The following is a 25,869-nucleotide window of genomic DNA, read 5'->3' on the forward strand; positions in this document are numbered from 1 at the left end:
GTTTCGCGACGTCAGCGCTGGCAGTGCCCGCACCAGACGGTGGTCCGCTGGCCGATGTTGGCCTGCTTCATCGGCCGGCCGCAGCGGGGGCAGGGTTCGCCGGCCCGGCCGTAGGCGGAGAGTTCCTGTTCGAAGTACCCGGGCGCGCCGTCAGGGCTCAGGAAGTCCCGCAGCGTGGTGCCGCCGCGGGTGATGGCGTAGGCCAGGATCTCCTTCACGGCCCCGGCCAGCGCCACGTAGCGCTCGCGCGACACCTTGCCGGCCGCGCGCAGCGGCGAGATGCCTGCGCGGAACAGGCTTTCGGCGGCATAGATGTTGCCCACGCCCACCACCACGGCCTGGTCCATCAGGAAGGTCTTCACCGGGGCCTTGCGGCCGCGGCTCAGGGCGAACAGGTAGTCGCCATCGAAGGCGTCTGAAAGCGGTTCCGGCCCCAGTCCTTGCAACAGCGGGTGGACCTCGCCAGGGGGTTGCCACAGCAGCGAGCCGAAGCGGCGCGGATCGTTGAAGCGCAGGACGCGGCCCGCGCCGCCGCGCTCGCCGGCCAGGGCGATGTCGACATGGTCGTGCGCCGTCACCGGTGTGGTCGCCGGCAGGACGCGCAGGCTGCCGGACATGCCCAGGTGCAGCAGCGCACTGCCGGCCTCGGTGTCCATCAGCAGGTACTTCGCGCGCCGCCGCACGGCCTGGATGCGTTGGCCGGGCAGGTCGCGTGCCACTTCCGGCGGGATCGGCCAGCGCAGGTCGGGCCGGCGCAGCGTCACCGCCAGGATGCGCCGGCCTTCGACGTGCGGCGCCAGTCCGCGGCGGGTGGTCTCGACTTCGGGCAGTTCAGGCATGGCCGGGCACGGCTCCGTAGTACTCGCCGTCCTGGCGTACCTGCACCGGCCCACCGAAAGCATGGCTCAGCTGGGCCTCGGTCAGCGTGCTGGCGCGGTCGCCATCCGCGCAGACCGCGCCGTCGCGCAACAGCAGCACGCGATCGATCTCCGGAATGATCTCTTCGATGTGGTGCGTGACCAGCACCAGGGTGATGCCCCGTTGCGCGAGGCTGCGCATCAGGGCCAGGAAATGCCGGCGCGCCACCAGGTCCAGCCCCGCGGTGGGTTCGTCCAGCAACAGGGCTTCGGGGTCGTGCACCAGCGCGCGTGCGATCAACACCCGCCGCATCTCGCCGGTAGACAGTTCGGCCACCTGGCGGTCGGCCAGCGGCGTCGCGCGGACCTGCTCCAGGGCGTGGCGTGCCTTCGCCCGCATCCCGGCGTCCACCTGCCGGTGCGGCGGTACGACGAAGCTGGAGAAGAAGCCGGTGATCACCGCGTCTTCCACGCGCAGATAGGGCATCTGCTGGAGGTCGCGGGTCAGGTCGCTCGTCACGACGCCGAGGCGGGTGCGCAGCTCGTTCACGTTCCAGCGCCGCAGGCCGAACACCTTCACCGGCGCGTCGCCTTCGCGGGCGAGCGGATACAGCTCGCGGCTGATCAGCTTGATGAAGGTGGACTTCCCGCAGCCGTTCGGCCCCAGGATGGCGGTGTGCTGGCCCAGCGGGATCCGCAGCGACAGGTTGTGCAGCACGCGGGTGGCGCCGCGCACCACGGTGGCGCGGTCCAGTTCGAACAGGGGCGCGACAGGCGTCGTCGCCGCGGGAGAGACGGGCAGGTTCATCGGCAGCGGGGCGGGGAAGTGCCGGTGCAGCGTACCTGAATCCTTCCCGCGGCCGCCGCGCGCGACATCGCCCTACAATGCGGCCATGCGCTCCTGCCTGCTCCTGTTCGCCATCGCCGGCCTGCCGTGCGTCGCAGAGGCGCAGGTCACCGCCACCGGCGACTACCTGGCACGGATGGACACCGACCGCGACGGTCGCGTCAGCCTGGCCGAGTACCAGGCGTGGATGAGCTACGCCTTCGAGGGCATGGACCGCAACCGCGATGGCGTGCTTTCAGTGGACGAATTGCCGGGCGGTCGCGGCAAGCCGGTCACCCGCGAGGCGCACCTCGCCCAGCTGGCTGAGCGCTTCCGGCGCCAGGACGTGGACCGCGACGGCTTCCTCAGCGCGAAGGAACTGGCGGCACCCCCGCAGTAAGCCGCCTCAGGTGTGGATCAGGCGGCCACCGGCGAACGCCCAGTTCTCCCACGTCGTTTCCTTGAAGCAGACCATGACGTTCTCGGGATTCCGTCCCGCGGCGTGCAGGCGTTGCATCAGGTCGGCCAGCAGCGCCTTCTTCACCTTCACGCTGCGCCCGACCGACCACAGGATCTCGATCAGCACGAAGTCGTCGTCGCGTGCACCGGCGACATCGGGGTACGCGGGGTCGTAGCGGAAGTCTTCGTCCGACAGTTCCAGCACGCGCTGGAAGCGGTCGGTCGCCGGCACGCCGGAGGCGACCAGCGCGGCATGCACCGCGTCGAGGACGGACGACTTGAAGGCCGCGTCCTTCGGCTTGCGGACGGTCACGGTGACCAGGGGCATGGCGTACTCCCACGGGATGGAGACGCCAGCTTATCCCCCGGCGCGCCGCACAAAAGAAGACGCCGGCCACGGGGGCCGGCGTCGAGGTGGCCGGTCCTGGGAGGGACCGGCCCGGGGAGGAACGTTTACTTCGTGATGTCGACGTCCTTGGTCTCGCGCAGGAACAGCGTGCCGATGACCAGCGTCATCACCGCGATGCCGATCGGGTACCACAGGCCGTAGTACAGGTTGCCCGTGGCGGCGACCAGCGCGAACGAGATCGCCGGCAGGAAGCCACCGAACCAGCCGTTGCCGATGTGGTACGGCAGCGACATGGAGGTGTAGCGGATCTGCGTGGGGAACAGCTCGACCAGGTAGGCGGCGATCGGGCCGTACACCATGGTCACGTAGATCACCAGGATCCAGAGCAGGAAGATCGTCATCGGTACATTGATGCGATCCGTCGGCGCCTTCTCCGTGTAACCGGCCGCTGCCAGCGCCGTCTTCAGTTCACCACCGAACGCGGCGGTCTTGGCCTTCACGTCGTCGCCTGCCAGACCGGCGGCTTCGAACGACGACACCGAGGCCTGGCCCACGCGGACCTGCGCCAGCGTGCCCGGCGCTGCCGATTCCACGCTGTACGGTACGCCGGCACGGGCGAGGGCGGCGGTGGCCTGGTCGCACGAGCTGGTGAACTTGCGCGTGCCCGGGATCGGGTCGAACTGGAAGGAACAGGTGCCCTTGTCCGCGACGACCACGGCCGGCGAGTTGCGGCTGGCTTCTTCCACGCCCGGATTGGCGAAGTGGGTGATGCCCTTGAAGATCGGGAAGTAAGTCACCGCGGCCAGCAGGCAGCCCGCCATGATGATCTTCTTGCGGCCGATGCGGTCCGACAGCCAGCCGAAGAACAGGAAGAACGGCGTGGCGAGGAACAGCGCAGCGGCGATCAGCAGATAGGCGACCGTGGAGTCCACCTTCAGGATGCTCTGCAGGTAGAACAGCGCATAGAACTGGCCGGCGTACCAGACCACGGCCTGGCCAGCGGTGGCGCCGAACAGCACCAGCAGCATGAGCTTCAGGTTGCCGCCCTTCAGCGAATCGCGGAACGGCGTCTTCGAGCCCTTGCCTTCGGCCTTCATCTGCTGGAACAGCGGGGACTCGCTCAACTGCAGGCGGATCCAGACCGAAATGCCGAGCAGGATGATCGACGCCAGGAACGGAATGCGCCAACCCCAGGCTTCGAACGCCTCGGTGCCCAGCGACAGGCGGCAGGCCAGGATCACCAGCAGCGACAGGAACAGGCCCAGCGTCGCGGTGGTCTGGATGAAGGCCGTGTACAGGCCGCGCTTGCCGTCCGGCGCATGCTCGGCCACGTAGGTCGCCGCGCCGCCGTACTCGCCGCCCATCGCCAGGCCCTGGGCCAGGCGCAGCACGATCAGGATGACGGGCGCCGCCATGCCGATCGACGCGTAGTTGGGCAGCACGCCGACCAGGAAGGTCGAGATGCCCATGATCAGGATGGTGACCAGGAACGTGTACTTGCGGCCGATGCGGTCGCCCAGGCTGCCGAAGAACGCCGCGCCGAACGGACGGACGAAGAAGCCCGCCGCGAACGCCAACAGCGCGAAGATCATGCCGGTGGTCGGATTGACGCCGCTGAAGAACTGCTTGGCGATGATCGCCGCCAGCGAACCGTAGAGATAGAAGTCGTACCACTCGAACACGGTGCCGAGGCTCGAGGCGAAGATGACCTTCTTGTGGCCCTTCGTCAGATCGCCCGACGACGAGTGCTGCACAGTCGTGGAACTCATGTGGATTCCCCTCAGAAAGTGTATTTGACGGACGTGTGCAGACGCTTCAGGTCGCCTTCGCGATCATCCTCGAGCGAACGCTGGCCGTAGATCAGCTCCGCACCCAGGTCCAGCTTCGGGAACGGCGAGTAGATCAGGTTGGCGTGCATCGACTGCGTGCGCTCGGTGACGCCGAAACCGGTGATGCCGGCGTCGTTGTCGAAGTGCGAGGCGGAGTACATCAGGTTGGTACGCACCTTCGGGCTGAACACATGGCGCCAGGCGACGAAGCCGCCGTAACCGTCCAGCGCGTTGATGTCGCCGTTGGCTTCGGTCACCACGTCGCTGCCCACGCCGAAGGCGAGGTAACGGCCGATGCCCTGGCCGGCGTTCACGGCGTAGCGGATGTCGTCGCTCTTGCCCAGGTTGAACTTGCCCGACACGCTCATCGAGCCGCCGGTATCGGTTTCGTCGCCCACCTTGAACTGGCGCACCATGCCGGCGACGGTGAAGTGGCCCCAGTCGCCCTTGGTCAGCCAGCGCGCGGTGACGTCCGGCGCGGCGTTGTCGCCGCTGTTGAAGCGGGTGCCGGTGAGGTACGGCGTGACGGTCGTCTGCGGGTTCTCGATCGAGAACGACCACGGGCCCTTGGTGTAGCGCAGCTGGGCCTGGCGCACGAAGATCGTGCCATCGGTCGGGCCCACGAAATCCACGGCGTCAGGCAGCGCGGCCGCGTCCATGAAGTTGGACCAGGTCTGGCCGGCCAGCCAGTTGTTCCAGCTGACATACGCATGGCGCAGGGTGACGGCGTAGGTGTTGGTCGCGGTCTCGTTGCCGGCCAGCGCGTTGCTGCCGCCGCCGAAGAAGTCCATCTCGACGAAGCCCTTCAGCTTGTCGCCGCCCTCGGTCACATGGTCCGCACTCAGCCAGAAGCGCGAGAACTGGGCGTGGAAATCGGCATAGGGATCGCCGCCGTCGGCGGTGGGGCCACCGACCGGGATGGTGCTGGGCACGTAGAACAGGCGGCCGGAATTGCCATCGGCGATGCGGCCGTCGCTGGTGTCGGTGACCATCGCGTCCATCTTGATGAAGCCGCCGTAGGAGAACGTGCTCCCCGGATTGGACGCGGTCAGGATGGTGGTGTTCTGGATCGGCTGCTTGCCGGCGGGCACGGCGGCCGGTGCGGTGGCCTGCTTGGCCTGCACCTGGGTCACCTGCTCCTGCGTGGTGGTGATCTGCGTCTGCTGTTGCTGCTGCGCGGACAGCAGCAGCTGCACCTGGCGCTCCAGGTCGGCTACGCGTGCCTCGAGCGCCTTCTCCTTGGCGGTCTGTGCGAACGCCATCCCCGGCGCGATCAAGGCGATGAAAAGCGCAGCGGCCAGTGGCCGTCGCGCCATGAGTGCGGAACGTTGGGTCATAACCCCTCCCGAAAGGTTGATGGCCGCGTTACGCGGCTGACGGAGACTTGCGCCTGCGTGCCGGCACCGCCTATTCGCCATTAGTCGTAACCGCACCGCGGCGGACTCAAACCCTTGCCAGCAAAGGGGTGCGACGTTCGGTCGCAGTGCGCGCACCCCATGCTTTAAGACCATCGTCTAAGCCGGATGCTGCAATGCCGCACGGTCGTATGCGTCAAACTCGCTGCGTCGGACATGCCACGCGATGCGCTTCTCCGCCTCGCCCGGTCTTCGTCCATGCCTCAGAATCGATGCATCACTTGAACGTCCCGGGAGGACCTCATGACTGACCTGTATCCGGTCAAGCCGGAATTCGCGACCCAGGCCCGCATCACGCGCGAGCAGTACCAGCGCGACTACCAGGCCTCGATCGACGATCCCGATGCCTTCTGGGGCAAGGCCGCCGAACGCCTCGACTGGTTCAAGAAGCCGACCCGGATCAAGGACGTCAATTACGCGCTGGACGACTTCCGCATCCGCTGGTTCGCCGATGGCGAACTCAATGCGAGCGTCAACTGCCTGGACCGCCAGCTGGCCGAACGCGGCGACAAGGTCGCGCTGCTGTTCGAACCCGATGGCCCGGATTCGCCGTCCTACGGCGTCACCTACCGCGAACTCTACGAGCGCACCTGCAAGCTGGCCAACGCGCTGCGCGCGCTGGGCGTGCAGAAGGGCGACCGCGTCACCATCTACCTGCCGATGATCCCGGACGCGGCCGTGGCCATGCTGGCCTGCGCGCGCATCGGTGCCATCCACTCGGTGGTGTTCGGCGGCTTCGCGCCGAACTCGATCGCCGACCGCGTGTCCGACTGCGCCAGCAAACTGATCATCACCGCCGACGAAGGCCTGCGCGGCGGCAAGAAGGTGCCGCTGAAGGCGAACGTCGATGCCGCGCTGAAGCTGCCGGGCACGAATTCCGTCGAGACCGTCCTGGTCGTCCGCCACACCGGCGGCGCGGTGGACATGCAGATGCCGCGCGACCGCTGGTTCGATGCCGTGGTCGACGCGCAGCCGGCCGAGTGCGAGCCCGAGCGCATGAACGCCGAGGACCCGCTCTTCATCCTCTACACCTCCGGCTCCACCGGCAAGCCGAAGGGCGTGCTGCACACCACCGGCGGCTACCTGTTGTACGCGGCATACACGCATGAAGCCGTGTTCGACCTGCGCGAGGACGACATCTACTGGTGCACCGCCGACGTGGGCTGGGTCACCGGCCACAGCTACATCGTCTACGGTCCGCTGGCCAACGGCGCCACGGCGGTGATGTTCGAGGGCGTGCCCAACTACCCGAACGTCTCGCGCTTCTGGGACGTCATCGACAAGCACAAGGTCACCATCTTCTACACCGCACCCACCGCCATCCGCGCGTTGATGCGCGAAGGCGAGGCGCCGGTGAAGAGGACCTCGCGCGCCTCGCTGCGCCTGCTGGGCAGCGTGGGCGAGCCGATCAATCCGGAAGCCTGGCGCTGGTACTACGACGTGGTCGGCGACGGTCGCTGCCCCATCGTCGATACCTGGTGGCAGACCGAGACCGGCGGCATCCTGATCACGCCGCTGGCCGGCGCGATCGACCTCAAGCCCGGTTCGGCGACGCTGCCGTTCTTCGGTGTGCGGCCGGCGCTGGTCGATGCGAATGGCGAGCAGCTCGACGGCGCCACCGAAGGCAACCTGGTGTTGCTGGATTCCTGGCCGGGCCAGATGCGTACCGTGTACGGCGACCATCAGCGCTTCATCGATACGTACTTCCGTACCTATCCGGGCACCTATTTCACCGGCGACGGTTGCCGTCGCGATGCCGATGGTTACTACTGGATCACCGGGCGCGTCGATGACGTCATCAACGTGTCGGGCCATCGCATCGGCACCGCCGAGGTGGAGAGCGCGCTGGTCGCGCACCCGAAGGTGGCCGAGGCCGCCGTGGTCGGCTTCCCGCACGACATCAAGGGCCAGGGCATCTACGCCTACGTCACCCTGAAGGCCGGCGAGGCGCAGAGCGACGAGCTGCTGAAGGAGCTGGTGGCCTGGGTGCGCAAGGAGATCGGACCGATCGCCACGCCGGACCACCTGCAGTGGGCGCCGGGCCTGCCGAAGACGCGCTCTGGCAAGATCATGCGCCGCATCCTGCGCAAGATCGCCGAAAACGCGCCCGAGCAACTGGGCGATACCTCGACGCTGGCCGACCCGTCGGTGGTCGAGTCGCTGGTCGCCGAACGCAAGGTGAAGTAACCCGTCTGCTGGGGAGGGCAGATGGGCTGCACGGGGCGGGACACGCCGCCCTGTGCAGGCAACGCGTCAAGGATTACCCTTTCCCACCACGATGGATCGCACTGCCATGCCCACCCTGTTGATCGCCGACGACCACCCGCTGTTCCGTGAGGCGCTGCGCGGCGCCGTGCAACGGGTGATGCCGGGCGTGAAGCTGCACGAAGCCGACAGCGTCGACGCGCTGTACGTGCTCGTCGACGCGCACCCCGACGCCGACCTGCTGTTGATGGACCTCAACATGCCCGGCGCGCACGGCTTCAATGCGCTGGTGCACCTGCGCGCGCTGCATCCGCAGCTGCCGGTGGTCATCGTGTCCGCGCGTGAAGAGCCGGCGGTGATGCGCCGCGCGCTCGACCACGGCGCGCTGGGTTTCATTCCGAAGTCGGCCGATTCGGACACCATCGGCCAGGCCATCGGCGCCGTGCTCGACGGCGAACGCTGGGTGCCGGACGAGGCGCACAGCGCCCCGGCGACCTCCCGCGACGAACAGGAAACCGCGCAGCGCCTGCGCGACCTGACGCCGCAGCAGTTCAAAGTGCTGCAGATGCTCGGCGCCGGCCGCCTCAACAAGCAGATCGCCTACGACCTGGGCGTGTCCGAGGCCACCATCAAGGCGCACGTCACCGCCATCCTGCGCAAGCTGCACGTCACCAACCGGACCCAGGCGGTGCTCGCTGCCGGTCGCCTCGCGGTGGATCCGGACGGCCTGGTGCTGCCGCCGGACGAAGGCGAATAGTCCCGCGCGCCAGCGGACTCAGGTCTTGCCGGCGGCCTTGCGCGCCGCGCAGGTCTTGTCGGCAGGAAGCGCCTGGCCGGCCTTCTGTTCCACCAGGCGCTCATCCTGCGTGGCTTTCGCGATCTCACCCAGTTCGCAGTACACGAACGTGCGGTAGAGCAGGTAGTCGATCGTGTCGGGCTGGCCGGCGACCAGCGCATCGATGTGGGGCAGCGCCTCTTTCCAGCGCCTGTGGTTCAGCAGGAGGGACGTCAGGTCCCGGTGGTAATGCAGTCGCGCCGAAGGCGCGGTGCTCAGGCGAAGGGCCTTCTGCAGGTCGGCGACGGCCTCTTCGCTCAGGTAGTCGCCGAACTCGGTCTTGCTGCCCTTGATCAGCGAGTGCGCGCGCGCGTGCAATACGTCCACGTCATCGGGATTGCGGGCCAACAGCACGGCATACAGGTCCTTCGCCTCGTCGACATCGCCCGTACGTTGCGCGTCGGCGAGCAACGCGTCGCGCCCGTCGGTGCGCCGGAGGGGCAGCGGTTTTCCGTTGCGGCACTCGGTTGCGCCGGAGCGCACGCTGAAGGCATCGCCCTGGCCGGGAACGGCGGCGCCCCCCTGGCAGCTGCCGTACTGCGTCCAGCGCCAGCGCATGGCGTAGGGCATCGTGTCGTGGTGCTCGCCGATCTCCACGGTGAACGTGCGTGACTGGCCGGGCGCCAGCGGACGGTCCAGCTCGATCTCACCGCCGCCGAAGGTCTTGCTGGAGAAGACGCTGGTGCGCTCGACCGACACCCCGACGATGGGTGCATCGCTGTCGTTGACGAGTTCGAGCTGGACACGGCGGTCGGCGGCGCTGGCAACGCTGGCGCACGCCAGCAGACCGGCGGCCGCGCTGGCCGCCATGAGGCGATGGAATGGCATGAGATGTCCCCTGTTGACCGCCTCATTCAATCGCATGCGGCAGCGCAAGGGAAGTGGGGCACGCCGATGCGCGGGTGTCGGCAGGGATGGCCGCCCGCTACCCGCGCGTGGCCGAAAACCAGGTTGTAGAGCGGCTGGCCCAACAGCGACAGCAGGTTCCGGCCAGCCGGGATCGCGGCTTCCTCACGCGGGCAGATGCGAACGGATCCGCTTCACGGTCTCGACAAGCTGCTCGACGGACACCCGAACCCGGGCCATGCGTTGCGTATCGTCGCCGGGCTCGTGCGCGGCGCCCCTTTCGCGCCCGGCGCCGTCGAAGGTGGCGAGTTGCGGCGGGCCTATGCCCCAATCGCTGCCCTTCTGCCGGGGCACGACATGGAAATGGAAGTGCGGCGTTTCCTGCCCGCTGTACACCCCGTTGTTCTGGAACGTCAGTATTCCCAGGGGCTGATACGTCCTGACGAGCGCCTCGGCGACGCGCTTGGCCGAGGCCATGACGGCCGAGCATTCGTGGTCGGAAAGATCGAGCAGCGTCGCGACGTGCCGGCGCGTGATGACGCAGCACTGGCCGACTTCGAACTGCCGTGGATTGATCACCGTCAGCGTGTGCTCGCCTTCCTCGATGATCTTCCAGGGTTCATCGCGCGCTGCCACGCACAGGTCGCAGGGGTCCCTGACGGGAAGTTCGATCACCTGATCTCTCCGATCTGCATGGGCTGGATGTTTCGCGGGCCCAGTATCGCATTCAGGACTGCGGGTCGAATCCGAAGACGCGGAGCTCCTGCGCGCACCGGCAGGCTCGCGCGAGGCGTGCCGCCCATGCGATGGCCTCTTCTCGCGAGGGCAATTCGAGCACGGCGAACCCACCATTGAGCGGAGGCGCCCACGGGTACCCGCCCGTGGCGACCGAGCCGTCGGCCGAAACAAGGACAGGCGGCACCCCTTCGTCGATGCCCCCGCCGAAGACGTATACGCCGGCGACTTTCGCGTCTTCGATCACCGCATGCGAATCGTGGACGACCGCGTCCCAGTCGCCATCAGGCACGACCATCGCCGCGCTCGGGAAGGAGATCAGGTACTTGGCCATCGTCTGTTCTCTTTGGGAGTGGCGCTGAATCGAGCCGACCCGGAAGCCGGCTCCGGCGCTTACGGCTGGCAAGGACTCAGCGCTTACAAGCGACGAGCCTTGTTGATGAACGAGCACAGCACGTGGATGGCCGCAGCCAGCCCAGCGTACAACACAGTGTTGAGAAACACGGACAAGCCCATCACTGTCCACACCGATAGCGTGTCTCTCGGGCCCTCCAGCGCCATCAGCAATATCGACGAAGGCCAGAGCCAGGCCTCGAATGATCCAAACAGCTCCCGTGTCACGAGATGCCGAGTCACGAGTACGCACGGGACAAGAATGCCGAGTGCTGCGCCTGTCGCGATGGATTTCCCCAGCTTCATGCCAAACCCCTGCGCATCGAATGGACGGTCAGGTCCGCGAGTCAGTGACGTGGATCGCAGCAGCTTCGCCGAACTCCAGTTCCATGGCGCTCCGGACAAGCCCGGGAAGTGCAAACCAGGACTTTCCGGAGAATGTATCGACGCCGCCGAATCCCGCCTCGCGAGACAGGTAAAGCGTCTCGGCGCGGCTCATCCTCGTACTCTCGTCTTCCAGGAGAGATCGCCTATGCCTTTGTGGTGCCTGGGTTGGCGCGAACCGCGAAGCGGATTCGGCTTGAATGAATTGTTAGGGCTTGTTGAACGACAGCTCGATCGATGTGTAGAAAGGTGTCGGCCACTGTCCCGCAAGGCCGTATGCCGATATTGCCTGGTGCACGCATTGGGCCAGTGGTGTTTCACCCTTGCGCCAGCTCTCTGCGACCGAGCCATCGGCATTGAGGGAGAAGACTACGCTGAATGCGGAAAGGTCCATGCCGGGCCGGCCGCAGGTGGTCATGGCAGATCCGAGCGCGTTGCCCTGAGCCTGCAGCAGTCGGGATTTGGTCTCCTTGGAGAGGCTCGCCTCGTTCTCATCGGCCAAAGTCTTGGCTTGGTCGAAGCCCATGGGCGATGAAGCCAATTGAGTTGCAAGAAGAAGCTCTTTGAGCACAGTGACTCTCCCTTTGGAGCCCTACCGCATGAGTCAAGCCAAGCCGCGATGCACCTTCGGCTTGCATGACTTGTTAGGCCGCAGCCCGTGATGGGATAAGGCGACCCACAAGGACAGCAACACAAAGACCGATCAAGCCGTATGGCGCCACCTTCTCGAAGGCGTAGTAACCGATAGCGGCACCAATTGAGAATCCGGCCAGGCCGAACCAAGCAAGACGGCGCTGCATGATGAGCCTGGCAGCTTCGCTCGCGCGCCTGCGGTTCAAATCTTCTTGAGCCTTCAGGTCAGGCTCCAGAATGGCCCGGGCAATCGCATCAGCTTGTTTCTTGTCCATGAGCACGTACTCCTTCGTTAGCTGCCCAACGCCGGAACTAAGCCGTACTCCGAAATGGGTTCGGCTTGAATGAATTGTTGGACCCGCTACCGCGCGCCATGCAGTACATCGCCCCAGAGCGATCGTACGCCAGCAGCTGCGCCGTAAAGAAGCCCGAGGAATGCCAGTCCCAGGCCCAGCGACAAGGCGCCATAGAGTACCCAGAAAATCCAGGTCGCTTGGCGATACAGGGGTACGTACGTCTCCCCGGGCGCGACCAGGCATTGCCCGGCCAATGAACTGAAAGATCCACCCGCATCCGAGCAGGAGTCGCCCGCGAAAAAAAGATAGACGAGCCAGCTGGACAAACCCAGACACAGGATGCCTGCCGCAGGTACCAGGTATTTTCTCATGCGAGTCCAACGCCTGAATTGTGCCGACCCGAAAAGCGGGTTCGGCTTGAATGGATTGTTAGGCCTAATTCTGGAGCCCATCTCGTAAGCCTTGATTGATCTGTTGGAATTGCGCAACAACCTGGTCGCAGATTTCCCTTGACGCGCCACAGAGGACATTCATCTCTACCAAGACCTGTCCCTCACGCGCCACGATTGCGCGTTCTAAAGCCGTTGGATGAGCTGGATGCGCATCAGAAGTTATTGACCAGATGGTGTTGTTTGCCGAATCGTGCAGAACGATCCAGTCGTTCTCCTCCCGGGCGGTTACACCGGGTTTTGCTTTGAGATCAGCCAGGGCTTCGGCGGGGCTCTTGTAGCCAATGTCGCCAGCAGATGCCGGAGTAAGCCACATGGCCATGAGAAGCATGGATAACGGAACGCCGAGCATTTTCATGGGGTCCAACGCCTGAATTAAGTCGGCCGGTGGCGGGTCGGTTCCGAAGCCGATGATACCCAGAATCCAATGAAGCTAGCCGACCTGATGCGGGATCGACTTGAATGAATCGTCAGGCGCCAAGCGACCGGCGGGCAACCCTGTGCTTTGCTGACAACCAGATGATGGCAGAAGCCAACAGTGTTGCCCCCCACAGCGGAACATAGAGGACCCAGGCAAGGCCAGACTCGTGCGCCGGCACGGCCAGCAATACCCAGATCTGAAAGGCAATGAGCAACACGTTGAGGGATGAAAGCACCCAGAGAAGTGCCGAATGGCGACTCCTGGGCCAGAGCGCCACAAGGCCGACCAGCAAATGTGGGGCAGCCATGAACAAGTAGTTGGGCAGCAAGTACTCCAAGCCAGTGCCGCGCCCGTTGTACAGCCCAATGAATACGTACAGCAGCGCCGGAACGCAGAGCTGCAAGGAAATCAGGACTGGATATCGCGCTGATTTCGCCATCGGCACCTAACGCCTGGACTAAGCCGACCCGCGAGCTGGGTTCGGCTCGAATGAATTATTGGGCTGCCAGCCCAGCCATGATGGATACGATACATGCGATCGCAGCAAGGATGAGAACAATCAGGCTGCCGCGAAATGCCGGTGTTCGCCAGCGGATATATGCGAGTACGGTCAAGCACGCGAACTGGAATGCAGCTAGCCAGTACACGGGCCGAACAACCGCCAGGAACAGGATCGGGAGGGTTGCTCCGATGCTCGAGCAAGCAAAAACAAGACGCTGGCGGGAACTGAGCGACGCCAGCGCTTGTGAGTAGTCGAAATTCTTCTTGAACATGCTGGGTGCTGTCATTGCCGCCTAACGCCTGAACTGAGTCGGCCCGCGAAGCGTCATCGGCTTGAATGAGTTGTTAGGTGTCACCCTAGCGTCGTTTATTGAAGGTATCGATGAGCGAAACAGTCCGCTCAGCCTGCTCGGATGATAGCTCTGGTCCAGAAACAATCCGAACCCTGTAGCCGGGCTCCGTTAGCTCCAGAACCAAGGTTGGGCTATCCGGCTCATCACCGTCTTTCTTCACATAGAGCGGAACTCCAGCACGGGCTACCCAGTCGTCATTTGGGCCGATCTCAGCCGACGAACGCCAACAAACAACACCCTCGAGCGAGACGCCGGGATCCAGTTCCACGTTTAGCTGCGGCTGCGAAGAGGTGGAGTGCAGAACGGTAAGCCCCGGCACATGCACAAAGCTGGAATTGTCAGCTCCTCTGGAAAGCATGAAGGAACATGATGCCTCAGTAAGCTCATCCTGGGTGGTCGTCGGCTCCGCCGCCAGAGCGAAATGGCCTATGAACCAAATTCCGAGAATCGCGAGAATCTTCATGCGGCACCTAACGCCTGAGTTAAGCCGACCCGCGAGGCGGGTTCGGTTTGAATGAACTGTTAGACGGCATGCTGAGGTGCGTCCGGCCCCCATGCAAGGCCCTTGGCACTGACCTCCAGGCCCTGGTGCCGCCTGACTGGCGTCCATGGCACAGAGGAAGTGTCGTACTCAATGATCTGATAATCACGACTGCACGTTTGCCAGCTTTGGCATGGCGCGCGATTGGGATGTGCATCCCACGGAATCTCGGAAAGGCGTTGCAGTTCCGCCCAAGCCGACTGAAGGGTAGGGAACTCTCCGTGCTGGGATGCGTGGCTCTCATCTTCAATTGCGAAGGTATTTGACATGTTGTTAGCGCCTGAACCAGGGCGCGCCGCGGAACGGCGTCGGCTCGATTGAATTGTCAGGCATCGGCTGCCTCCCACAGACCTCCTGCCCGAACGACCTTGCAGTGGTAGCAACCACTGCTCTTGTCATCCATGTTGTACCAGGAGTGATCCCCGCCCGCTGCCTCGCAGTCTTGGCCTTTGTCCGCAACGCCGGCTTCAATCAGGAACCATGGCAGATGCCTGCGGACTGCGGTCCTCCAGCGATAAGGAGACGTCTTCGAGACAGTGTTCATCCGATGCCTAACGCCTGAATGTAGTCGACCCGCGAAGCGGGTTCGGCTTGAATGACTTGTTAGGCCGCGACACGACGAACCCCCGGCAACAACCAAACGATTGCGGTGGAGACCAGTGCGATGAGCAAAGAGGTCTTTACCGCGGGGAGGGGTACAGTTGCAATGACTGGTGCAGCGAAGAACGAAGCAGCCGCATAGAACCAGAGGCTCAAGCGTGAGCCACGGATCACAAGTAGCCCGGCGATGGCAAGACTCGCGGCAGCGAATACGCATGCAAACAGTGAAAGCAGCGAGATGGCGCCTATGCGGACAAGGTCAGACAGACTCTGATATGAAAGGAGCCATACGACTAGTTGTGCAACAGCCAGAGTGGCGAGCAGGTATCGCGTTCTGCGTCCGTGGTGTGCCTTAGTAACCGCAATGTCGCTTGAAGGAGCGCGGTAAGGATCTGAAGGGTCCATCGATTCTCCTGGCGGCCTAACGCCTGAACTAAGCCGCACCGCGAAGCGGCTTCGGCTTGAATGAATTGTTGGGTGGCGTCACCGAATGACAAGCCAGTAGGTGACAACGACTACGACAAGAGCAGCTACCCCTAGCCAGCGTGGGTGAAACGATAGCGTGGCTTCTGATGGCTCTGGAACATGGCCGCGCTCCAAGTCGGCAATAATGCCATTGAGCATCTCATCCTGAGTGACTCGGTACTCTGGATCTTTTGCTCGTAGGTCAGCGTCATGCAGATAATGCATGACCTGAACAGGCAGCGGGACGGACAGGCTCTCCGAGAAGCGCCGAGCCGCGGCATTCCAGGCTGAGACGCCCGACATATCGGTTGGAGACGTGCGCCTTAGCTCACGTAGCTGAGCGGCTATGTCTCGAAGCTGCTGTATATCTTCCATCAGTGGCCCAACGCCTGAATTAAGCCGTGCCGCAAAGCGGCGTCGGCTTGGACGAATTGTTAGGCCTCATTGTCCGAGTCGCCGTGCGAACCCACAAGCACGAGCCAGAGGACCACGCCGGCTACCAAGACAAACCAGCCAAACCCCTCGAAGCTCTCGGCCGACAGCCACGAAAGCGGTGACCGCTTCATCCAGCGTATATAAAGCAGCGGAGCTGCTAGCACCGTAAAACCCGCCGCCAATAGGGCGTACTTGCCCACCTGCGAAGCACTGGGCTCCGCATCGCTCTTCTGGTTCTGGGGCTGACCTGGTTCTTCCATTGAGGCCTAACGCCTGAATTAAGCCGACCCGCGAAGGGGGTTCGGCTTGAAGGAATTGTTAGGTGCGCGCCGCCTGGACGACGCACCCCCACCCATCGTAGTCCAGCCCGAACAACTCACAAACGCAGGCCATGAAGCCGGACACGGATTGAATGGCATGCTGCTCAATTGCCATGTTGACGACAACCAGGACACTCGGCGAATCCTCCGAGCCTTGCGCTATGGCAACGCCGTACTGGTGGTCGTTGATGAAATCGGCGACGACCGTTGCTTTGTCCGCGGACGGGGACTTGAGCAAGAACTCGACGTCGCGGGGAACGCTGAAGCGATCCCCTTGTGCGTCCAGCTTGCGGAGCAGGTCCGTGTCTGAGACTGCTGTGGCTATCAATACATCGAGTACTGCCATAGCGCACCTAACGCCTGAATTAAGCCGACCCGCGAAGCGGGTTCGGCTTGAATGAATTGTTAGGCCGGCCAGTCGATTGACCAGCCCGCCTCTGTGAAGAACTGATGCAGAGAATCTTCGTCCGGAACCCAAGAGTCAAAATCCCCCTTTGTATTGGGTCCGCTCGATCCATCCCACCACTCGTAAATGATGAAGCCGCCGGACGCAGTAGAGTCGTCCACAACTCTGATCTTGTGTCCAACTCTTGCGCTGTTCAACACGTCGCCAACAGAATCGATTTTGATCATCATGGCGGCCTAACGCCTGAACTAAGCCGACCCGCGAAGCAGGTTCGGCTTGAATGAATTGTTAGGTGCCGCCCGACTACGGCACATAGACCAAGTGAACTCTAACAGTGAAGCTAGGCCCGTCGTTTACCTGAGCATGGAGGACCAGATCGCTCCGGCCCTCCTCTTGGGTCCACAGGTCAACTATCGCATCCCAGTGGTCGCCGGCCCAAATGCAGACTGAGGACGCCCAAGTCTCCTCCGGCAAGGCTACCAACGTGGCGCCGTAGTCGCGAATGTAGCGTTGGATTTGAGTTTCTGTCTCAACGGAGAGTGGCTCGACTCCAGGAATCATTCGGCGATAGTCGGCACCCGCGAAGGCGGCCACTATCTCTCGAAATGTCTGTCGCCAGTGAGCTGGAATTGGCAGTTGTTCTCTCTCGTCGCTCATGCTGCGATAGCTCAAGTGCGGAACCTAACGCCTGAGTTAAGCCGACCCGCGAAGCGGGTTCGGCTTGAATGAATTGTTAGGCGCGCTACCTGCCGCGCCAACTGTTGAATGCTACTGATAGCAGGAATATGCCACCCGCGGCCCAGAGCAGGACGGTGAACTAAAAGAAGCCCGGGTCAGACGCTGCGTGAATGATGACGCTGCCCCGCCGACTAAAGGCGTGAATCTCTCCTGAGAAGGCGCCATGGGCCGTGTTGTAAAGGCTAAAGAGACCAAGAGCAGCAACAAGTATCTCGGCCAAGCGCCAGACGAGGTTGCTTGCCTTCTTTCGTGGCTTGGTTCGAATCAACATGCACGCCTAACGCCTGAATGGAGCCGACCCGCGAAGCGGGTTCGGCTTGAATGGATTGTTAAGCCGCACCCGGCACCTCTGACCATACCGCGGGCGCGAGAGCCAGCGTGAGAACGACGACAGGTCCAACCACCGCAGCGAGCCACAGGGGAATGCGCTTGTGCCGATAGACCGCCGCCGCAGCCAGCATGCTGCCCAAGATGACCGCGCCCCAGAACGTTGAGTTTCCTCGGGCAAGCGGGACGTCGGGAAATATGAGGCTGGCCGTAAGGTAGACGGCCAATGGCGGTACTACCAGTCCGGAAGCAAACGCCGTGAATGAATGGCCAAAGCGCCAAGCCCGTGGGGCAGGGGGCAGCGACGCTTGTGGAGGCAGGTAAGGATTGCTCATGTGCAGCCTAACGCCTGAATTAAGCCGACCCGCGAAGCGGGTTCGGCTTGAATGAATGGTTAGGTGGGGAGCCGGTGAGGTCTTGCAGCTGAGTCGGCTTAAGCGGCATGCCCTCGGGTTGCTTGCCCACGCCTCTGATCCAGAGCTTTCCGTCTGAGCGAGCCTCAACCTCAACCGGGCGCGAGGCCGAACAAAGAGCGAGCAGCTCTGGCGAAACCAAGAATCGATGATTGACCGCGCCAAAATCGAGTGAAGACAGTGAGGTGATCGGGACAATCGCGCTATCGCTCGGCCCTAGTACAAGATCACGACCCTCCATCGGGAGTGATAAGTCCACCCCAGAAGAGTTGAACAAGGCGACGGCACAAGCTGGATCGCCCGCGGTGGCTAACAGGAACGCAGCCAAGCCTAGAGTTGTCGCCATCTTGTCATCCCCACCTAACGCCTGAATTAAGCCGACCCGCGAAGCGGGTTCGGCTTGAATGAATTGTTAGGGCCTACAGCTCAGGAGCTAGCCCCGACGCTTGTATGCAATGCCATAGCCTATTGCAATGATGCCGGCACCGACCAGAGGAATAATCAGTGATTGGCCCAATGGTGGATCTGTGTAGACCGAAATACTAACCGCCTCTCGAATGCTGATGGCGATAAGGAGCGCCGCTAAGCAAAGCGCAGCGACGCCGACAACAATGAATAGCTTCCAGAGTTGCATGTAGGGCCTAACACCTGAATTAAGTCGACCCTCGAAGCGGCGTCGGCTTGAATGAATTATTAGACCGCGGCCTTGCGACTGCGCCGGCTGCCGGCTGTTGCTTTCCGTGGCTTGGCAAGTTTTGGCGCTGGCATGAGCGTGGCTGTCTCTGTAATGAGGCGCCGTAGCGCATCGGTGTCGTCCAACACCTCGTCAGCTACAGGATAGTCCTTTGCGCCTGGATACGGCGGCCTTTGCGGCAGGCTTGGTGCCAGCGTGGCGGCCGCAGCCGATGGTTTGATGAAGAGACTGTTGTCGCACGCGAAAGCGACCACTTTTCCGTCCAGGTAGAGCGCGTACTCACCGAACATTTTCTTGGATGTGAGGCGACTTCCTAGGCCAACTTGCTCCGTGACGTACTCGATGAAGTCTTGGTCAGTGGCCATGCTGCTCCCGTGGTCTAACGCCTGATTTAAAGCCGAGCCGCGAAGCGGGTTCGGCTTGAATGAATTGCTATACGGCACTGGTCCACAGGCCGCACGGGGAGAGGCCGTTCTCTCTGGCGTACTCATCGGCAAGTTTCTTGGCTGCAGAGAGCGAATCTGCGATGACGCCAGTTTGACCAATCTCATGCCAACTGTGGGACCGAATGTTGCCTCCGGCATCGCGCCAGGCAACCCAAGCTTGGAAACGGCAACCAAATGAGCTGTCATCTCGGCGCGTTACCTCCCCGATTACTCCGCCATCATCGTAAGCACGAGATGCGACGACACTAGGCTCGGCCATATGAAGCTCGGGCGGAGATTCTGGACGCATCCATTCATTGACCAGCGACATTGTTGGGGTGCCGTATAACGCCTGAATTAAGCCGACCCGCGAAGCGGGTTCGGCTTGAATGAATTGTTAGGTGTCTTGCTGACCATGTCTCAACCCTCGCCAACCCATGCCAATGAAAAGGGCGGATCCGATGAGCAGTGCGCCATAGATTACTGCTGCCTCTATGCCGTAAGTAGTGAATCCGTACTTGCTGGACGAGAATTGTAGCAATCCCGTGGCGAATGACGTCAAGGCTTGGCTGAGTACTGTGAGCATGATTGCAGCGCCGACTGCAATAGATGCCCAGTCCCAGAAATTGCTTGAACTGCTGCTGGCCTTCATAGACACCTAACGCATGAATTAAGCCGACCCGCGAAGCGGGTTCGGCTTGAATGAATTGTTAGGCCGCGTCACGTTGCTTGAGAAACTTAGCCACAGCCTTCTTTGAGAAGAAGAATACCAGGGCACTGAAGAAGAACATAAATCCAGAGAAGAGGAGTGCGACCACTGTGTTGTTAACATGGGAGATCACGTCTCCGCTGCCGGAGTGCACTGGCACCGTATCGAAGCCCCCCTGGTAAAGGATTGCGATAAATACTAATGGTGCAGCTGCCATAAATATGGCTGAGATAGCCATCGCAACTACAGCTATGGCGAACGCCGAACTGCTGTACTCATTCTCTTCCATGACAGAATCTCTGGTAGCGGCCTAACGCCTGAATTAAGCCGACCCGCGAAGCGGGTTCGGCTCGAATGAATTGTTAGGGCGCACCCGAAAGTGTCCCCGCCAAGCCTACGACAAAGAGTGTCAGTGCCGCTGGCAGAAACAGCCTAATCCATTGAGCGTATCGCATGGCCGTGGGGTCCCGCAGCTGGCGTGCGCGGGAGCCAAACGCAATGCGAAGAACCTCCACTTGGACGTTGGGATCGCCGGAACGAGGCAAGCCGTCGTAGAAGAAGCTAAGTGACCCCCGCACTTGCAGCCAGTCGGGTCTCTCTGCCTTAACGATGCTGTACAAACGAAAGAATCCGTACATGTGCAGCGCGCCGGTAACAAATGAGCCAAGAAGAGAGATTGAGAAGATCAAGGCTATCCTCTGTGCGCCCTAACGCCTGAATTAAGCCGACCCGCGAAGCGGGTTCGGCTTGAATGAATTTTTAGGGCTCATACTAGTTGAACCCCCGGTTGTGCGCCTCAGTTACCCAGGCTGCATCTACAGGACCATTGAATCCAACGACAGCGTCGATGCCGCAGTACGGGCAGAGCGCGGTTTGTCCGATAGGCTCGCCGTCCGTCCACTCCTGAATGGCGCCTGGAAGGAATTCGGTAAAGCAGTAGAAACATGCCGCAATATCACTTGCGAGCAGTTGCTTCCGGTGCATTGACGAGCCACAAGTTCTACCCATGAGCCCTAACGCCTGAGTTAAGCCGACCCGCGAAGCGGGTTCGGCTTGAATGAATTGTTAGAGCCCATCTTCGTTGTCTCCCGAGCTGCCAATAGTGGGTGGCTCCAAAGATGTACCCTTTGACTCTATTTGGCTGTCGCGGACCATAAAAGTTTCGAAGTGGCGGCCACGACCTCCATGCTCGATGGCAATGATCCAGTTGGGCCCTTCGTAGCAAGCTGCAAAGAAGCGAGAGAGTGGCAAATCTCCCATAAGCAGGTCTGTTGCATTGAATGGCTCTCCCACATCAGCGGTCCGGCCAACCCCGGATGCGGCCTCAAGCTGAACGCGGACTGCCGGAGGCACTTGCTGCCAGCTCTTGACCGGAACGCAGGCATTACCCGAGACGGCCGCCGCCTCCCCGCCGGTAGCGGGCAGTGTAAGAACAAGAGCTAGGATGAAATTCCACATGGGCGCTAACGCCTGAATTAAGCCGACCCGCGAAGCGGGTTCGGCTTGAATGAATTGTTAGGGCTCATCCACAGATCCCCAGTCAACGAAGAAAATGATGGCGCTCAGTAGTGCGAAGGCAAGAAATAGGTAAGCGAACAATTGCGCATGCTTGGAGTGAAAAGCGCCAAGTAAGCAGAACACACCAAGGCTGACATAGAGCGGGACTTGGACAAAGGCAGCTTGCCTGGCGGCCGTGATCCCAAAGCGCCAGCGCGGCTTGAAGATTGGGTAGTAAGGACTCTCCATATAACGCCAAGTGAAAACTGCCATACAAAGCCCATAAGCAGTACTAGTCAAACCCAGTAGCAGTAGGAGTCCACCCTTTGAGCTTGCGTCCATTCTAGATATGAGCCCTAACGCCTGAATTAAGCCGACCCGCGAAGCGGGCTCGGCTTGAATGAATTGTTAGGCCTCATCTTAGCTCTCGGCCGCGCTACTCGGCGTTTCCAACTTGGCGAATCTTTGGGTAGCCGCTCTCGCAGTAGAGCTCATATCGCTTCCCAACCTGAAAGGTGTACTCAACCGACGGCACATAATGCGTGACCTGCTGCCAGTCCCAGTTACCAGGGCAGGCATAAGAGATTTGCTGCTTTCCGGGATGAAATGACATTTGACCAGCCACGAAAACATAGCCCGGAATCGCGAGGTATGAATTATTGCCGGGTAGCTGCGGAAGATCATCCGCCAGCACCAAGGTGGAGGAAGAACTTTGGTACTGCAGCGGAAAATCACCCATATCTGAGCCGGTAGCGCAGCCACCAAGTAGCAAGAGAGCAAGGGCGACTGCAGAGATCTTGGTCATGAGGCCTAACGCCTATTAGACCCCTAAGTGGGGTGTAGCGCGATTCTGATATCCGGCTTTCCCCATCGTCAATCATCGAGAGTCTCGTGGGACGGGGTGTGGTCGCTGGCCGGCGGCGAGCGCTGGGTTTGGAGCGTCGCGTTATCCGGCGTGGCGGCGGTCTATTTCGTTACGGCGGCGAATCTGCGGTGATAACGGGGCGCTCAGTCCGTGGCAGGCAGCTGCGCGGGAACGTGGTGGGCGGCGAGGAAGGCGCGAAGGGAGGCCGGCTTTACCGGTTTGGTCAGTAGACGGTAGCCGCGTTCGCGGGCTTCGCGCTTCAGCTCGTCGCGGCCGTCGGCGGTGAGCAGCGCGCCGGCGATGGGGGCTGGACTGGCGGCGCGCAGGGCATCCAGCGTAGCCAGGCCGTCGAGGCGATCGTGCAGGTGGTAGTCCACCAGCATCACGGCCGGATGCTCGACGATCTTCTCCAACGCTTCGTCCACTGTCGTCGCGGAGATGACCTCCACCTGCCAGCGGCCGAGCAGGGCACGCATGCCGTCGATGATTTCGCGGTCGTTGTCCACGCAGAGCACGCGCAGGCCCGCCAGCGAATCGCTCGCGAGGGCGGCTCGCCGCGACGACGTTCTCCGCTCGCTTACGTGGGTGCCGCGTGGCACCACGATCGAGAACATGCTGCCGCGATCCACCGTGCTGCGCGCGTCCAGTTCGTGCTGCAGCAGGCGCGAGATGCGCTGGCAGATGGAAAGGCCGAGGCCGAGGCCGCGTTCGCCCCAGTCGAACGGCTGCTGGTAGCGATGGAACTCGTCGTAGATCTGCCGCATGTGATTGTCGGGAATGCCCGGGCCGGTATCCCAGACCTGCAGCACGATCTGGTCGCCACGTGCGCGCATGCCGATGACGATGCGACCCTCGCGCGTGTAGCGCAGCGCGTTGGCCAGGAAGTTCTGCAGCACCCGCCGCAGCAGGCGACGATCGCTACGGGCTGGAATGGCGCGCGCATGCACGCGCAGCTTCAACCCGCGGCCAGCGGCGACGGGCGCGTACTGCGCAGCCAGTTCACGCAGGAGTTCACCGGCATCGAAGTCGGTGATCTGCGTATGGAGTCCACCCGCGTCGAGACGTGAAACATCCAGCAGGCCGTCGAGCAGTTCTTCCGCCGCGCGCAGCGACGCATCCACGCGCTCGGCCAGGTGTTGCCGCTCCTGCGCTTGCGCGTCGGCGCCTTGCTCGCTGTCGCGCAGGGCGCTGACGAACAGGCGCGCCGCATTGAGCGGCTGCAGCACGTCATGGCTGATCGCGGCCAGGAAGCGCGTGCGCGACTGTTGCGCATGTTCGGCCGCCTCGCTGCGTTCGGCGACGCGTTGTTCCAGCGTTTCGTTGGTTTCCAGCAGCAGCGACTCGGCGAGCTTGAAATCGGTGATGTCGTTGTAGCTGGTCACGTAGCCGCCGCCGGGCAGCGGCTGGCCGCGCATCTCGATCACCTGGCCGTCCGCGCGCACGCGCTCGAAGATGTGGGGCGAGCCGGCGCGCATGTAGCGGATGCGCTTGTTGATCTGCGCATCGATGTCGCCGTCGCCCAGTTCGCCGCGCTCGGCGTTGTAGCGGATCAGGTCCGCCACCGGCCGTCCGACGTACAGCATGCCCTCGGGATAGCCGAACATCTGCTGGTAACGCCGGTTCCATGCGACCAGGCGCATCTCCGGGTCCACCACGCTGACGCCGGCGCTGATGTTCTCCAGCGTGGTCGAGAGGATCTCGCGGTTGAAGCGCAGTTCCTGGCCGGCCTGGTCGAGCACCGCCACCACTTCGCCCAGTTCCATGCCCGAACCACGCAGCACGCTGGTCAGCACGATGCGCGCGGAGGCCGCGCCGATGGCCGCGGCCAGCAGGCGTTCGGTGAACTGTACCCACGCGCGGTCGGCGGGGGCGTTCGGCTGCAGTTCGCGCTCGAGCACCTGCGCCTGCTCGGCGAAGGCCCGGCGCGCGTGGCGCTCGCCGACCACGCGTTCGGCCAACGTGCGCAGGTCGCCGACGCGCACGCTGCCGGGCCACTCGCCGGCCACCAGTGCGGGACGCTGCGCGTACGGATCGAGGAAGGGCGCCGCGCGCAGGCGCTCGTCGACGCCGGGACGCGAGCGTGCCGACACGATCATCATCGCGCCGGTATTGACCAGCAGCGACCAGAAGGTGCCGTGCGTGAGCGTGTCCCAGCCGCTCAGTCCGAACAGTTGCTGCGGCCGCAGCCATGCGATGCCGAACGGCCCGCTGTGCAGCCAGTGCATGTCGAACCAGCCAGCCTGCGTCATGGTCGGCAGGAGCAGCGTGTAGATCCAGGTGGCGAAGCCGAGCACCATGCCGACTTCCACGCCGCGACGGCTGGCGCCGCGCCAGTACAGCCCGCCGATCAAACCGGGCGCGAACTGCGCCACCGCGGCGAAGGCCATCAGGCCATACGACGCCAACGTGCTGTCGTTGCTGCTGCTGCGGTAATAGGTGTATGCCGTCAATGCCAACAGCAGGATCGCCACGCGGCGGATCCACAGCACGCGCGAGGCGACGTCGGCTTCCGCATGGTGTTCGGCCCAGCCGCGACGCAGCAGCACCGGCATGATCAGGTCGTTGCTGACCATCGTGGCCAGCGCGATGCTCGCCACGATGACCATGCCGGTCGCCGCCGAGAAGCCGCCCACGTAGGCCACGATGGCGAGCGCCGTGCGGCCTTCGGCCAGCGGCAGCGCCAGCACGTAGCTGTCGTCGGCCACGCTGCTGCCGCCGAACAGCGCCACGCCCGCCGCGGCGACCGGCACCACCATCAGCGAGAACAGCGCCAGGTAGCCGCCGAACAGCCAGCGCGCCTTGCGGATATCGCCCACGTCGCTGCATTCCACCACCGCGACGTGGAACTGGCGCGGCAGGCAGACGATGGCGAGGAACCCGAGCAGCGTCTGCGCGATGAAACCCACCGGTGGCGCGTTCTCGAACAGCGTGCGTGCCGAGTCCGTCACCCGGATCTCATTGCCATCCAGCCACAGGTAGGCGAACACGCCGACGGCGATCATCGCCACCAGCTTGACCACCGATTCCAGCGAGATGGCGAGCATCATGCCGTGGTGGTGTTCGGTGGCATCCACCTGGCGGGTGCCGAACAGCGCGGCGAACAGCGCCATCAGCAAGGCGACATACAGCGCAGGATCGGTGAAGAAGCCGTGCGCGCTGTCGCCGCCTTCGCCGCTGAGCACGCTCAGGCTCATCGCCACGGCCTTGTACTGCAGGGCCAGGTACGGCACCACGCCGATCAGGGCGATCACCGTGACCAGCGCGGCCAGCCGCCGCGAGCGGCCGTAGCGCGAGGAAATGAAATCGGCGATCGAGACCGTGTTCTCGCTGCGCGCGATCAGCGCCAGCCGTTCGATGATGCGCCAGCCGAACAGCAGCAGCAGGACCGGCCCGAGATAGATCGGCAGATAGCCCAGGCCGTTGCGGACCGCGCTGCCGACCGCGCCGTAGAACGTCCACGACGAGCAGTACACGGCCAATGCCAGGCTGTAGACCACCGGGCGCAGCCACGGGCGGTCGGGGTACATCGGGCGGCGGTCGCCCCACCACGCCACGCCGAACAGCAGCGCGGCATAGCCGATCGACACCAACAGCAGGATCCAGCTGGAAACCAACGCCCTCTCCCCCGGCGCTCAAGCCGTCGCCGAG

The 25,869-nt window shown here is 63.1% G+C and carries 27 protein-coding genes; 3 read left to right on the plus strand and 24 right to left on the minus strand.

Annotated features, from left to right (window positions below; genetic code table 11):
• Window positions 1-11 precede the first annotated feature (11 nt).
• Both mutM and ASD72_RS19040 read right to left on the minus strand, forming a co-directional pair.
• Window positions 12-839 (minus strand): bifunctional DNA-formamidopyrimidine glycosylase/DNA-(apurinic or apyrimidinic site) lyase, encoded by an 828-nt coding sequence (gene mutM, locus ASD72_RS19035; RefSeq protein WP_056881552.1) that lies wholly within the window; start codon window positions 837-839, stop codon window positions 12-14.
• Entirely contained in the window at window positions 832-1,665 is an 834-nt protein-coding gene (locus ASD72_RS19040) for an ATP-binding cassette domain-containing protein (protein ID WP_056881553.1), read from the minus strand. The genes mutM and ASD72_RS19040 overlap by 8 nt, the downstream gene beginning before the upstream one ends.
• Before the next feature lie 85 nt (window positions 1,666-1,750).
• On the opposite strand from ASD72_RS19040, the gene ASD72_RS19045 reads away from it, so the two are divergent.
• Complete coding sequence (locus ASD72_RS19045; protein ID WP_056881554.1) at window positions 1,751-2,083, plus strand: calcium-dependent protein kinase 21; 333 nt, start codon at window positions 1,751-1,753, stop codon at window positions 2,081-2,083.
• A 6-nt stretch (window positions 2,084-2,089) separates the two neighbouring features.
• Here ASD72_RS19045 and ASD72_RS19050 read toward each other — a convergent pair whose 3' ends face one another.
• The 3 genes from ASD72_RS19050 to ASD72_RS19060 all read right to left on the minus strand — a co-directional run bounded on the left by ASD72_RS19050 (window position 2,090) and on the right by ASD72_RS19060 (window position 5,657).
• The gene (locus ASD72_RS19050) at window positions 2,090-2,470 is read right to left on the minus strand and encodes a tautomerase family protein (protein ID WP_056881555.1); all 381 of its coding nucleotides are present in this window, start codon (window positions 2,468-2,470) and stop codon (window positions 2,090-2,092) included.
• 125 nt (window positions 2,471-2,595) lie between these two features.
• Window positions 2,596-4,260: an MFS transporter gene (locus ASD72_RS19055; RefSeq protein ID WP_056881556.1), complete on the minus strand. Its 1,665-nt coding sequence runs from the start codon at window positions 4,258-4,260 to the stop codon at window positions 2,596-2,598.
• A gap of 11 nt (window positions 4,261-4,271) precedes the next feature.
• Complete coding sequence (locus ASD72_RS19060; RefSeq protein ID WP_056881557.1) at window positions 4,272-5,657, minus strand: DcaP family trimeric outer membrane transporter; 1,386 nt, start codon at window positions 5,655-5,657, stop codon at window positions 4,272-4,274.
• 321 nt (window positions 5,658-5,978) lie between these two features.
• Between ASD72_RS19060 and acs the strand changes: the two genes are divergently transcribed.
• Together acs and ASD72_RS19070 are read left to right on the plus strand one after the other, a co-directional pair.
• Window positions 5,979-7,922, plus strand: a complete 1,944-nt coding sequence (gene acs, locus ASD72_RS19065) for an acetate--CoA ligase (protein WP_056881558.1) — start codon at window positions 5,979-5,981, stop codon at window positions 7,920-7,922.
• Between the two features lie 106 nt (window positions 7,923-8,028).
• Window positions 8,029-8,697, plus strand: coding sequence for a response regulator transcription factor (locus ASD72_RS19070; protein ID WP_056881639.1), 669 nt, complete (start codon window positions 8,029-8,031; stop codon window positions 8,695-8,697).
• A gap of 18 nt (window positions 8,698-8,715) precedes the next feature.
• Here ASD72_RS19070 and ASD72_RS19075 read toward each other — a convergent pair whose 3' ends face one another.
• The 19 genes from ASD72_RS19075 to ASD72_RS19160 all read right to left on the minus strand — a co-directional run bounded on the left by ASD72_RS19075 (window position 8,716) and on the right by ASD72_RS19160 (window position 25,835).
• Window positions 8,716-9,603 carry a tetratricopeptide repeat protein gene (locus ASD72_RS19075; RefSeq protein WP_056881559.1) on the minus strand — a complete coding sequence of 296 codons (888 nt, stop codon included), beginning with the start codon at window positions 9,601-9,603 and terminating at the stop codon, window positions 8,716-8,718.
• A 183-nt stretch (window positions 9,604-9,786) separates the two neighbouring features.
• The gene (locus ASD72_RS19080) at window positions 9,787-10,296 is read right to left on the minus strand and encodes an HIT family protein (protein ID WP_056881560.1); all 510 of its coding nucleotides are present in this window, start codon (window positions 10,294-10,296) and stop codon (window positions 9,787-9,789) included.
• Between the two features lie 52 nt (window positions 10,297-10,348).
• A complete protein-coding gene (locus ASD72_RS19085; RefSeq protein ID WP_056881561.1) occupies window positions 10,349-10,690 on the minus strand; it encodes a hypothetical protein in 342 nt (113 codons plus the stop codon).
• A gap of 83 nt (window positions 10,691-10,773) precedes the next feature.
• On the minus strand, window positions 10,774-11,055 hold the full coding sequence (locus ASD72_RS19090) for a hypothetical protein (protein ID WP_056881562.1): 282 nt from the start codon (window positions 11,053-11,055) through the stop codon (window positions 10,774-10,776).
• Between the two features lie 28 nt (window positions 11,056-11,083).
• Window positions 11,084-11,248 carry a hypothetical protein gene (locus ASD72_RS21125; protein ID WP_155944750.1) on the minus strand — a complete coding sequence of 55 codons (165 nt, stop codon included), beginning with the start codon at window positions 11,246-11,248 and terminating at the stop codon, window positions 11,084-11,086.
• Between the two features lie 93 nt (window positions 11,249-11,341).
• Window positions 11,342-11,704, minus strand: a complete 363-nt coding sequence (locus ASD72_RS19095; RefSeq protein ID WP_155944751.1) for a hypothetical protein — start codon at window positions 11,702-11,704, stop codon at window positions 11,342-11,344.
• Window positions 11,705-11,777: 73 nt separating this feature from the next.
• The gene (locus ASD72_RS19100; RefSeq protein ID WP_056881564.1) at window positions 11,778-12,041 is read right to left on the minus strand and encodes a hypothetical protein; all 264 of its coding nucleotides are present in this window, start codon (window positions 12,039-12,041) and stop codon (window positions 11,778-11,780) included.
• 456 nt (window positions 12,042-12,497) lie between these two features.
• Window positions 12,498-12,869 (minus strand): hypothetical protein, encoded by a 372-nt coding sequence (locus ASD72_RS21130; protein ID WP_155944752.1) that lies wholly within the window; start codon window positions 12,867-12,869, stop codon window positions 12,498-12,500.
• A 112-nt stretch (window positions 12,870-12,981) separates the two neighbouring features.
• Window positions 12,982-13,371: a hypothetical protein gene (locus ASD72_RS19105; protein WP_155944753.1), complete on the minus strand. Its 390-nt coding sequence runs from the start codon at window positions 13,369-13,371 to the stop codon at window positions 12,982-12,984.
• A gap of 55 nt (window positions 13,372-13,426) precedes the next feature.
• The gene (locus ASD72_RS19110) at window positions 13,427-13,705 is read right to left on the minus strand and encodes a hypothetical protein (RefSeq protein WP_155944754.1); all 279 of its coding nucleotides are present in this window, start codon (window positions 13,703-13,705) and stop codon (window positions 13,427-13,429) included.
• An 85-nt stretch (window positions 13,706-13,790) separates the two neighbouring features.
• The gene (locus ASD72_RS21135) at window positions 13,791-14,249 is read right to left on the minus strand and encodes a hypothetical protein (protein WP_155944755.1); all 459 of its coding nucleotides are present in this window, start codon (window positions 14,247-14,249) and stop codon (window positions 13,791-13,793) included.
• Between the two features lie 1,896 nt (window positions 14,250-16,145).
• Window positions 16,146-16,493, minus strand: a complete 348-nt coding sequence (locus ASD72_RS19120; protein ID WP_056881568.1) for a ribonuclease E inhibitor RraB — start codon at window positions 16,491-16,493, stop codon at window positions 16,146-16,148.
• A 59-nt stretch (window positions 16,494-16,552) separates the two neighbouring features.
• On the minus strand, window positions 16,553-16,783 hold the full coding sequence (locus ASD72_RS19125; RefSeq protein WP_056881569.1) for a hypothetical protein: 231 nt from the start codon (window positions 16,781-16,783) through the stop codon (window positions 16,553-16,555).
• 1,681 nt (window positions 16,784-18,464) lie between these two features.
• Window positions 18,465-18,665: a hypothetical protein gene (locus ASD72_RS21140; protein WP_155944756.1), complete on the minus strand. Its 201-nt coding sequence runs from the start codon at window positions 18,663-18,665 to the stop codon at window positions 18,465-18,467.
• Between the two features lie 59 nt (window positions 18,666-18,724).
• Window positions 18,725-19,090 (minus strand): TfoX/Sxy family protein, encoded by a 366-nt coding sequence (locus ASD72_RS19140; RefSeq protein ID WP_056881572.1) that lies wholly within the window; start codon window positions 19,088-19,090, stop codon window positions 18,725-18,727.
• A gap of 770 nt (window positions 19,091-19,860) precedes the next feature.
• Window positions 19,861-20,148, minus strand: a complete 288-nt coding sequence (locus ASD72_RS19145) for a hypothetical protein (protein WP_056881573.1) — start codon at window positions 20,146-20,148, stop codon at window positions 19,861-19,863.
• Between the two features lie 1,226 nt (window positions 20,149-21,374).
• Window positions 21,375-21,629, minus strand: a complete 255-nt coding sequence (locus ASD72_RS19155) for a hypothetical protein (protein WP_155944757.1) — start codon at window positions 21,627-21,629, stop codon at window positions 21,375-21,377.
• A 163-nt stretch (window positions 21,630-21,792) separates the two neighbouring features.
• Window positions 21,793-22,161, minus strand: a complete 369-nt coding sequence (locus tag ASD72_RS21145) for a hypothetical protein (RefSeq protein WP_155944758.1) — start codon at window positions 22,159-22,161, stop codon at window positions 21,793-21,795.
• Between the two features lie 203 nt (window positions 22,162-22,364).
• On the minus strand, window positions 22,365-25,835 hold the full coding sequence (locus ASD72_RS19160) for a PAS domain-containing hybrid sensor histidine kinase/response regulator (RefSeq protein WP_056881576.1): 3,471 nt from the start codon (window positions 25,833-25,835) through the stop codon (window positions 22,365-22,367).
• Between the last annotated feature and the right edge of the window lie 34 nt (window positions 25,836-25,869).

It is taken from the genome of Pseudoxanthomonas sp. Root630, from assembly GCF_001427585.1.
Lineage (GTDB): Bacteria > Pseudomonadota > Gammaproteobacteria > Xanthomonadales > Xanthomonadaceae > Pseudoxanthomonas_A.

Excerpts from the sequence above, each read along its gene's own strand:
- ASD72_RS19055 (WP_056881556.1), bottom strand. The coding sequence starts at position 4,260 with ATGAGTTCCACGACTGTGCAGCACTCGTCGTCGGGCGATCTGACGAAG.
- ASD72_RS19045 (WP_056881554.1), top strand. The coding sequence starts at position 1,751 with ATGCGCTCCTGCCTGCTCCTGTTCGCCATCGCCGGCCTGCCGTGCGTC.
- ASD72_RS19100 (WP_056881564.1), bottom strand. The coding sequence starts at position 12,041 with ATGGACAAGAAACAAGCTGATGCGATTGCCCGGGCCATTCTGGAGCCT.
- ASD72_RS19075 (WP_056881559.1), bottom strand. The coding sequence starts at position 9,603 with ATGCCATTCCATCGCCTCATGGCGGCCAGCGCGGCCGCCGGTCTGCTG.
- ASD72_RS21130 (WP_155944752.1), bottom strand. The coding sequence starts at position 12,869 with ATGAAAATGCTCGGCGTTCCGTTATCCATGCTTCTCATGGCCATGTGG.
- ASD72_RS19085 (WP_056881561.1), bottom strand. The coding sequence starts at position 10,690 with ATGGCCAAGTACCTGATCTCCTTCCCGAGCGCGGCGATGGTCGTGCCT.
- ASD72_RS19125 (WP_056881569.1), bottom strand. The coding sequence starts at position 16,783 with ATGATGATCAAAATCGATTCTGTTGGCGACGTGTTGAACAGCGCAAGA.
- ASD72_RS21135 (WP_155944755.1), bottom strand. The coding sequence starts at position 14,249 with ATGAAGATTCTCGCGATTCTCGGAATTTGGTTCATAGGCCATTTCGCT.
- ASD72_RS21145 (WP_155944758.1), bottom strand. The coding sequence starts at position 22,161 with ATGACCAAGATCTCTGCAGTCGCCCTTGCTCTCTTGCTACTTGGTGGC.
- ASD72_RS19090 (WP_056881562.1), bottom strand. The coding sequence starts at position 11,055 with ATGAAGCTGGGGAAATCCATCGCGACAGGCGCAGCACTCGGCATTCTT.
- ASD72_RS21140 (WP_155944756.1), bottom strand. The coding sequence starts at position 18,665 with ATGCAACTCTGGAAGCTATTCATTGTTGTCGGCGTCGCTGCGCTTTGC.
- ASD72_RS19155 (WP_155944757.1), bottom strand. The coding sequence starts at position 21,629 with ATGGCAGTTTTCACTTGGCGTTATATGGAGAGTCCTTACTACCCAATC.
- ASD72_RS19140 (WP_056881572.1), bottom strand. The coding sequence starts at position 19,090 with ATGGCCACTGACCAAGACTTCATCGAGTACGTCACGGAGCAAGTTGGC.
- ASD72_RS19050 (WP_056881555.1), bottom strand. The coding sequence starts at position 2,470 with ATGCCCCTGGTCACCGTGACCGTCCGCAAGCCGAAGGACGCGGCCTTC.
- ASD72_RS19070 (WP_056881639.1), top strand. The coding sequence starts at position 8,029 with ATGCCCACCCTGTTGATCGCCGACGACCACCCGCTGTTCCGTGAGGCG.
- ASD72_RS21125 (WP_155944750.1), bottom strand. The coding sequence starts at position 11,248 with ATGAGCCGCGCCGAGACGCTTTACCTGTCTCGCGAGGCGGGATTCGGC.
- ASD72_RS19110 (WP_155944754.1), bottom strand. The coding sequence starts at position 13,705 with ATGTTCAAGAAGAATTTCGACTACTCACAAGCGCTGGCGTCGCTCAGT.
- ASD72_RS19060 (WP_056881557.1), bottom strand. The coding sequence starts at position 5,657 with ATGACCCAACGTTCCGCACTCATGGCGCGACGGCCACTGGCCGCTGCG.
- ASD72_RS19120 (WP_056881568.1), bottom strand. The coding sequence starts at position 16,493 with ATGGCAGTACTCGATGTATTGATAGCCACAGCAGTCTCAGACACGGAC.
- acs (WP_056881558.1), top strand. The coding sequence starts at position 5,979 with ATGACTGACCTGTATCCGGTCAAGCCGGAATTCGCGACCCAGGCCCGC.
- ASD72_RS19040 (WP_056881553.1), bottom strand. The coding sequence starts at position 1,665 with ATGAACCTGCCCGTCTCTCCCGCGGCGACGACGCCTGTCGCGCCCCTG.
- ASD72_RS19105 (WP_155944753.1), bottom strand. The coding sequence starts at position 13,371 with ATGGCGAAATCAGCGCGATATCCAGTCCTGATTTCCTTGCAGCTCTGC.
- mutM (WP_056881552.1), bottom strand. The coding sequence starts at position 839 with ATGCCTGAACTGCCCGAAGTCGAGACCACCCGCCGCGGACTGGCGCCG.
- ASD72_RS19145 (WP_056881573.1), bottom strand. The coding sequence starts at position 20,148 with ATGGAAGAGAATGAGTACAGCAGTTCGGCGTTCGCCATAGCTGTAGTT.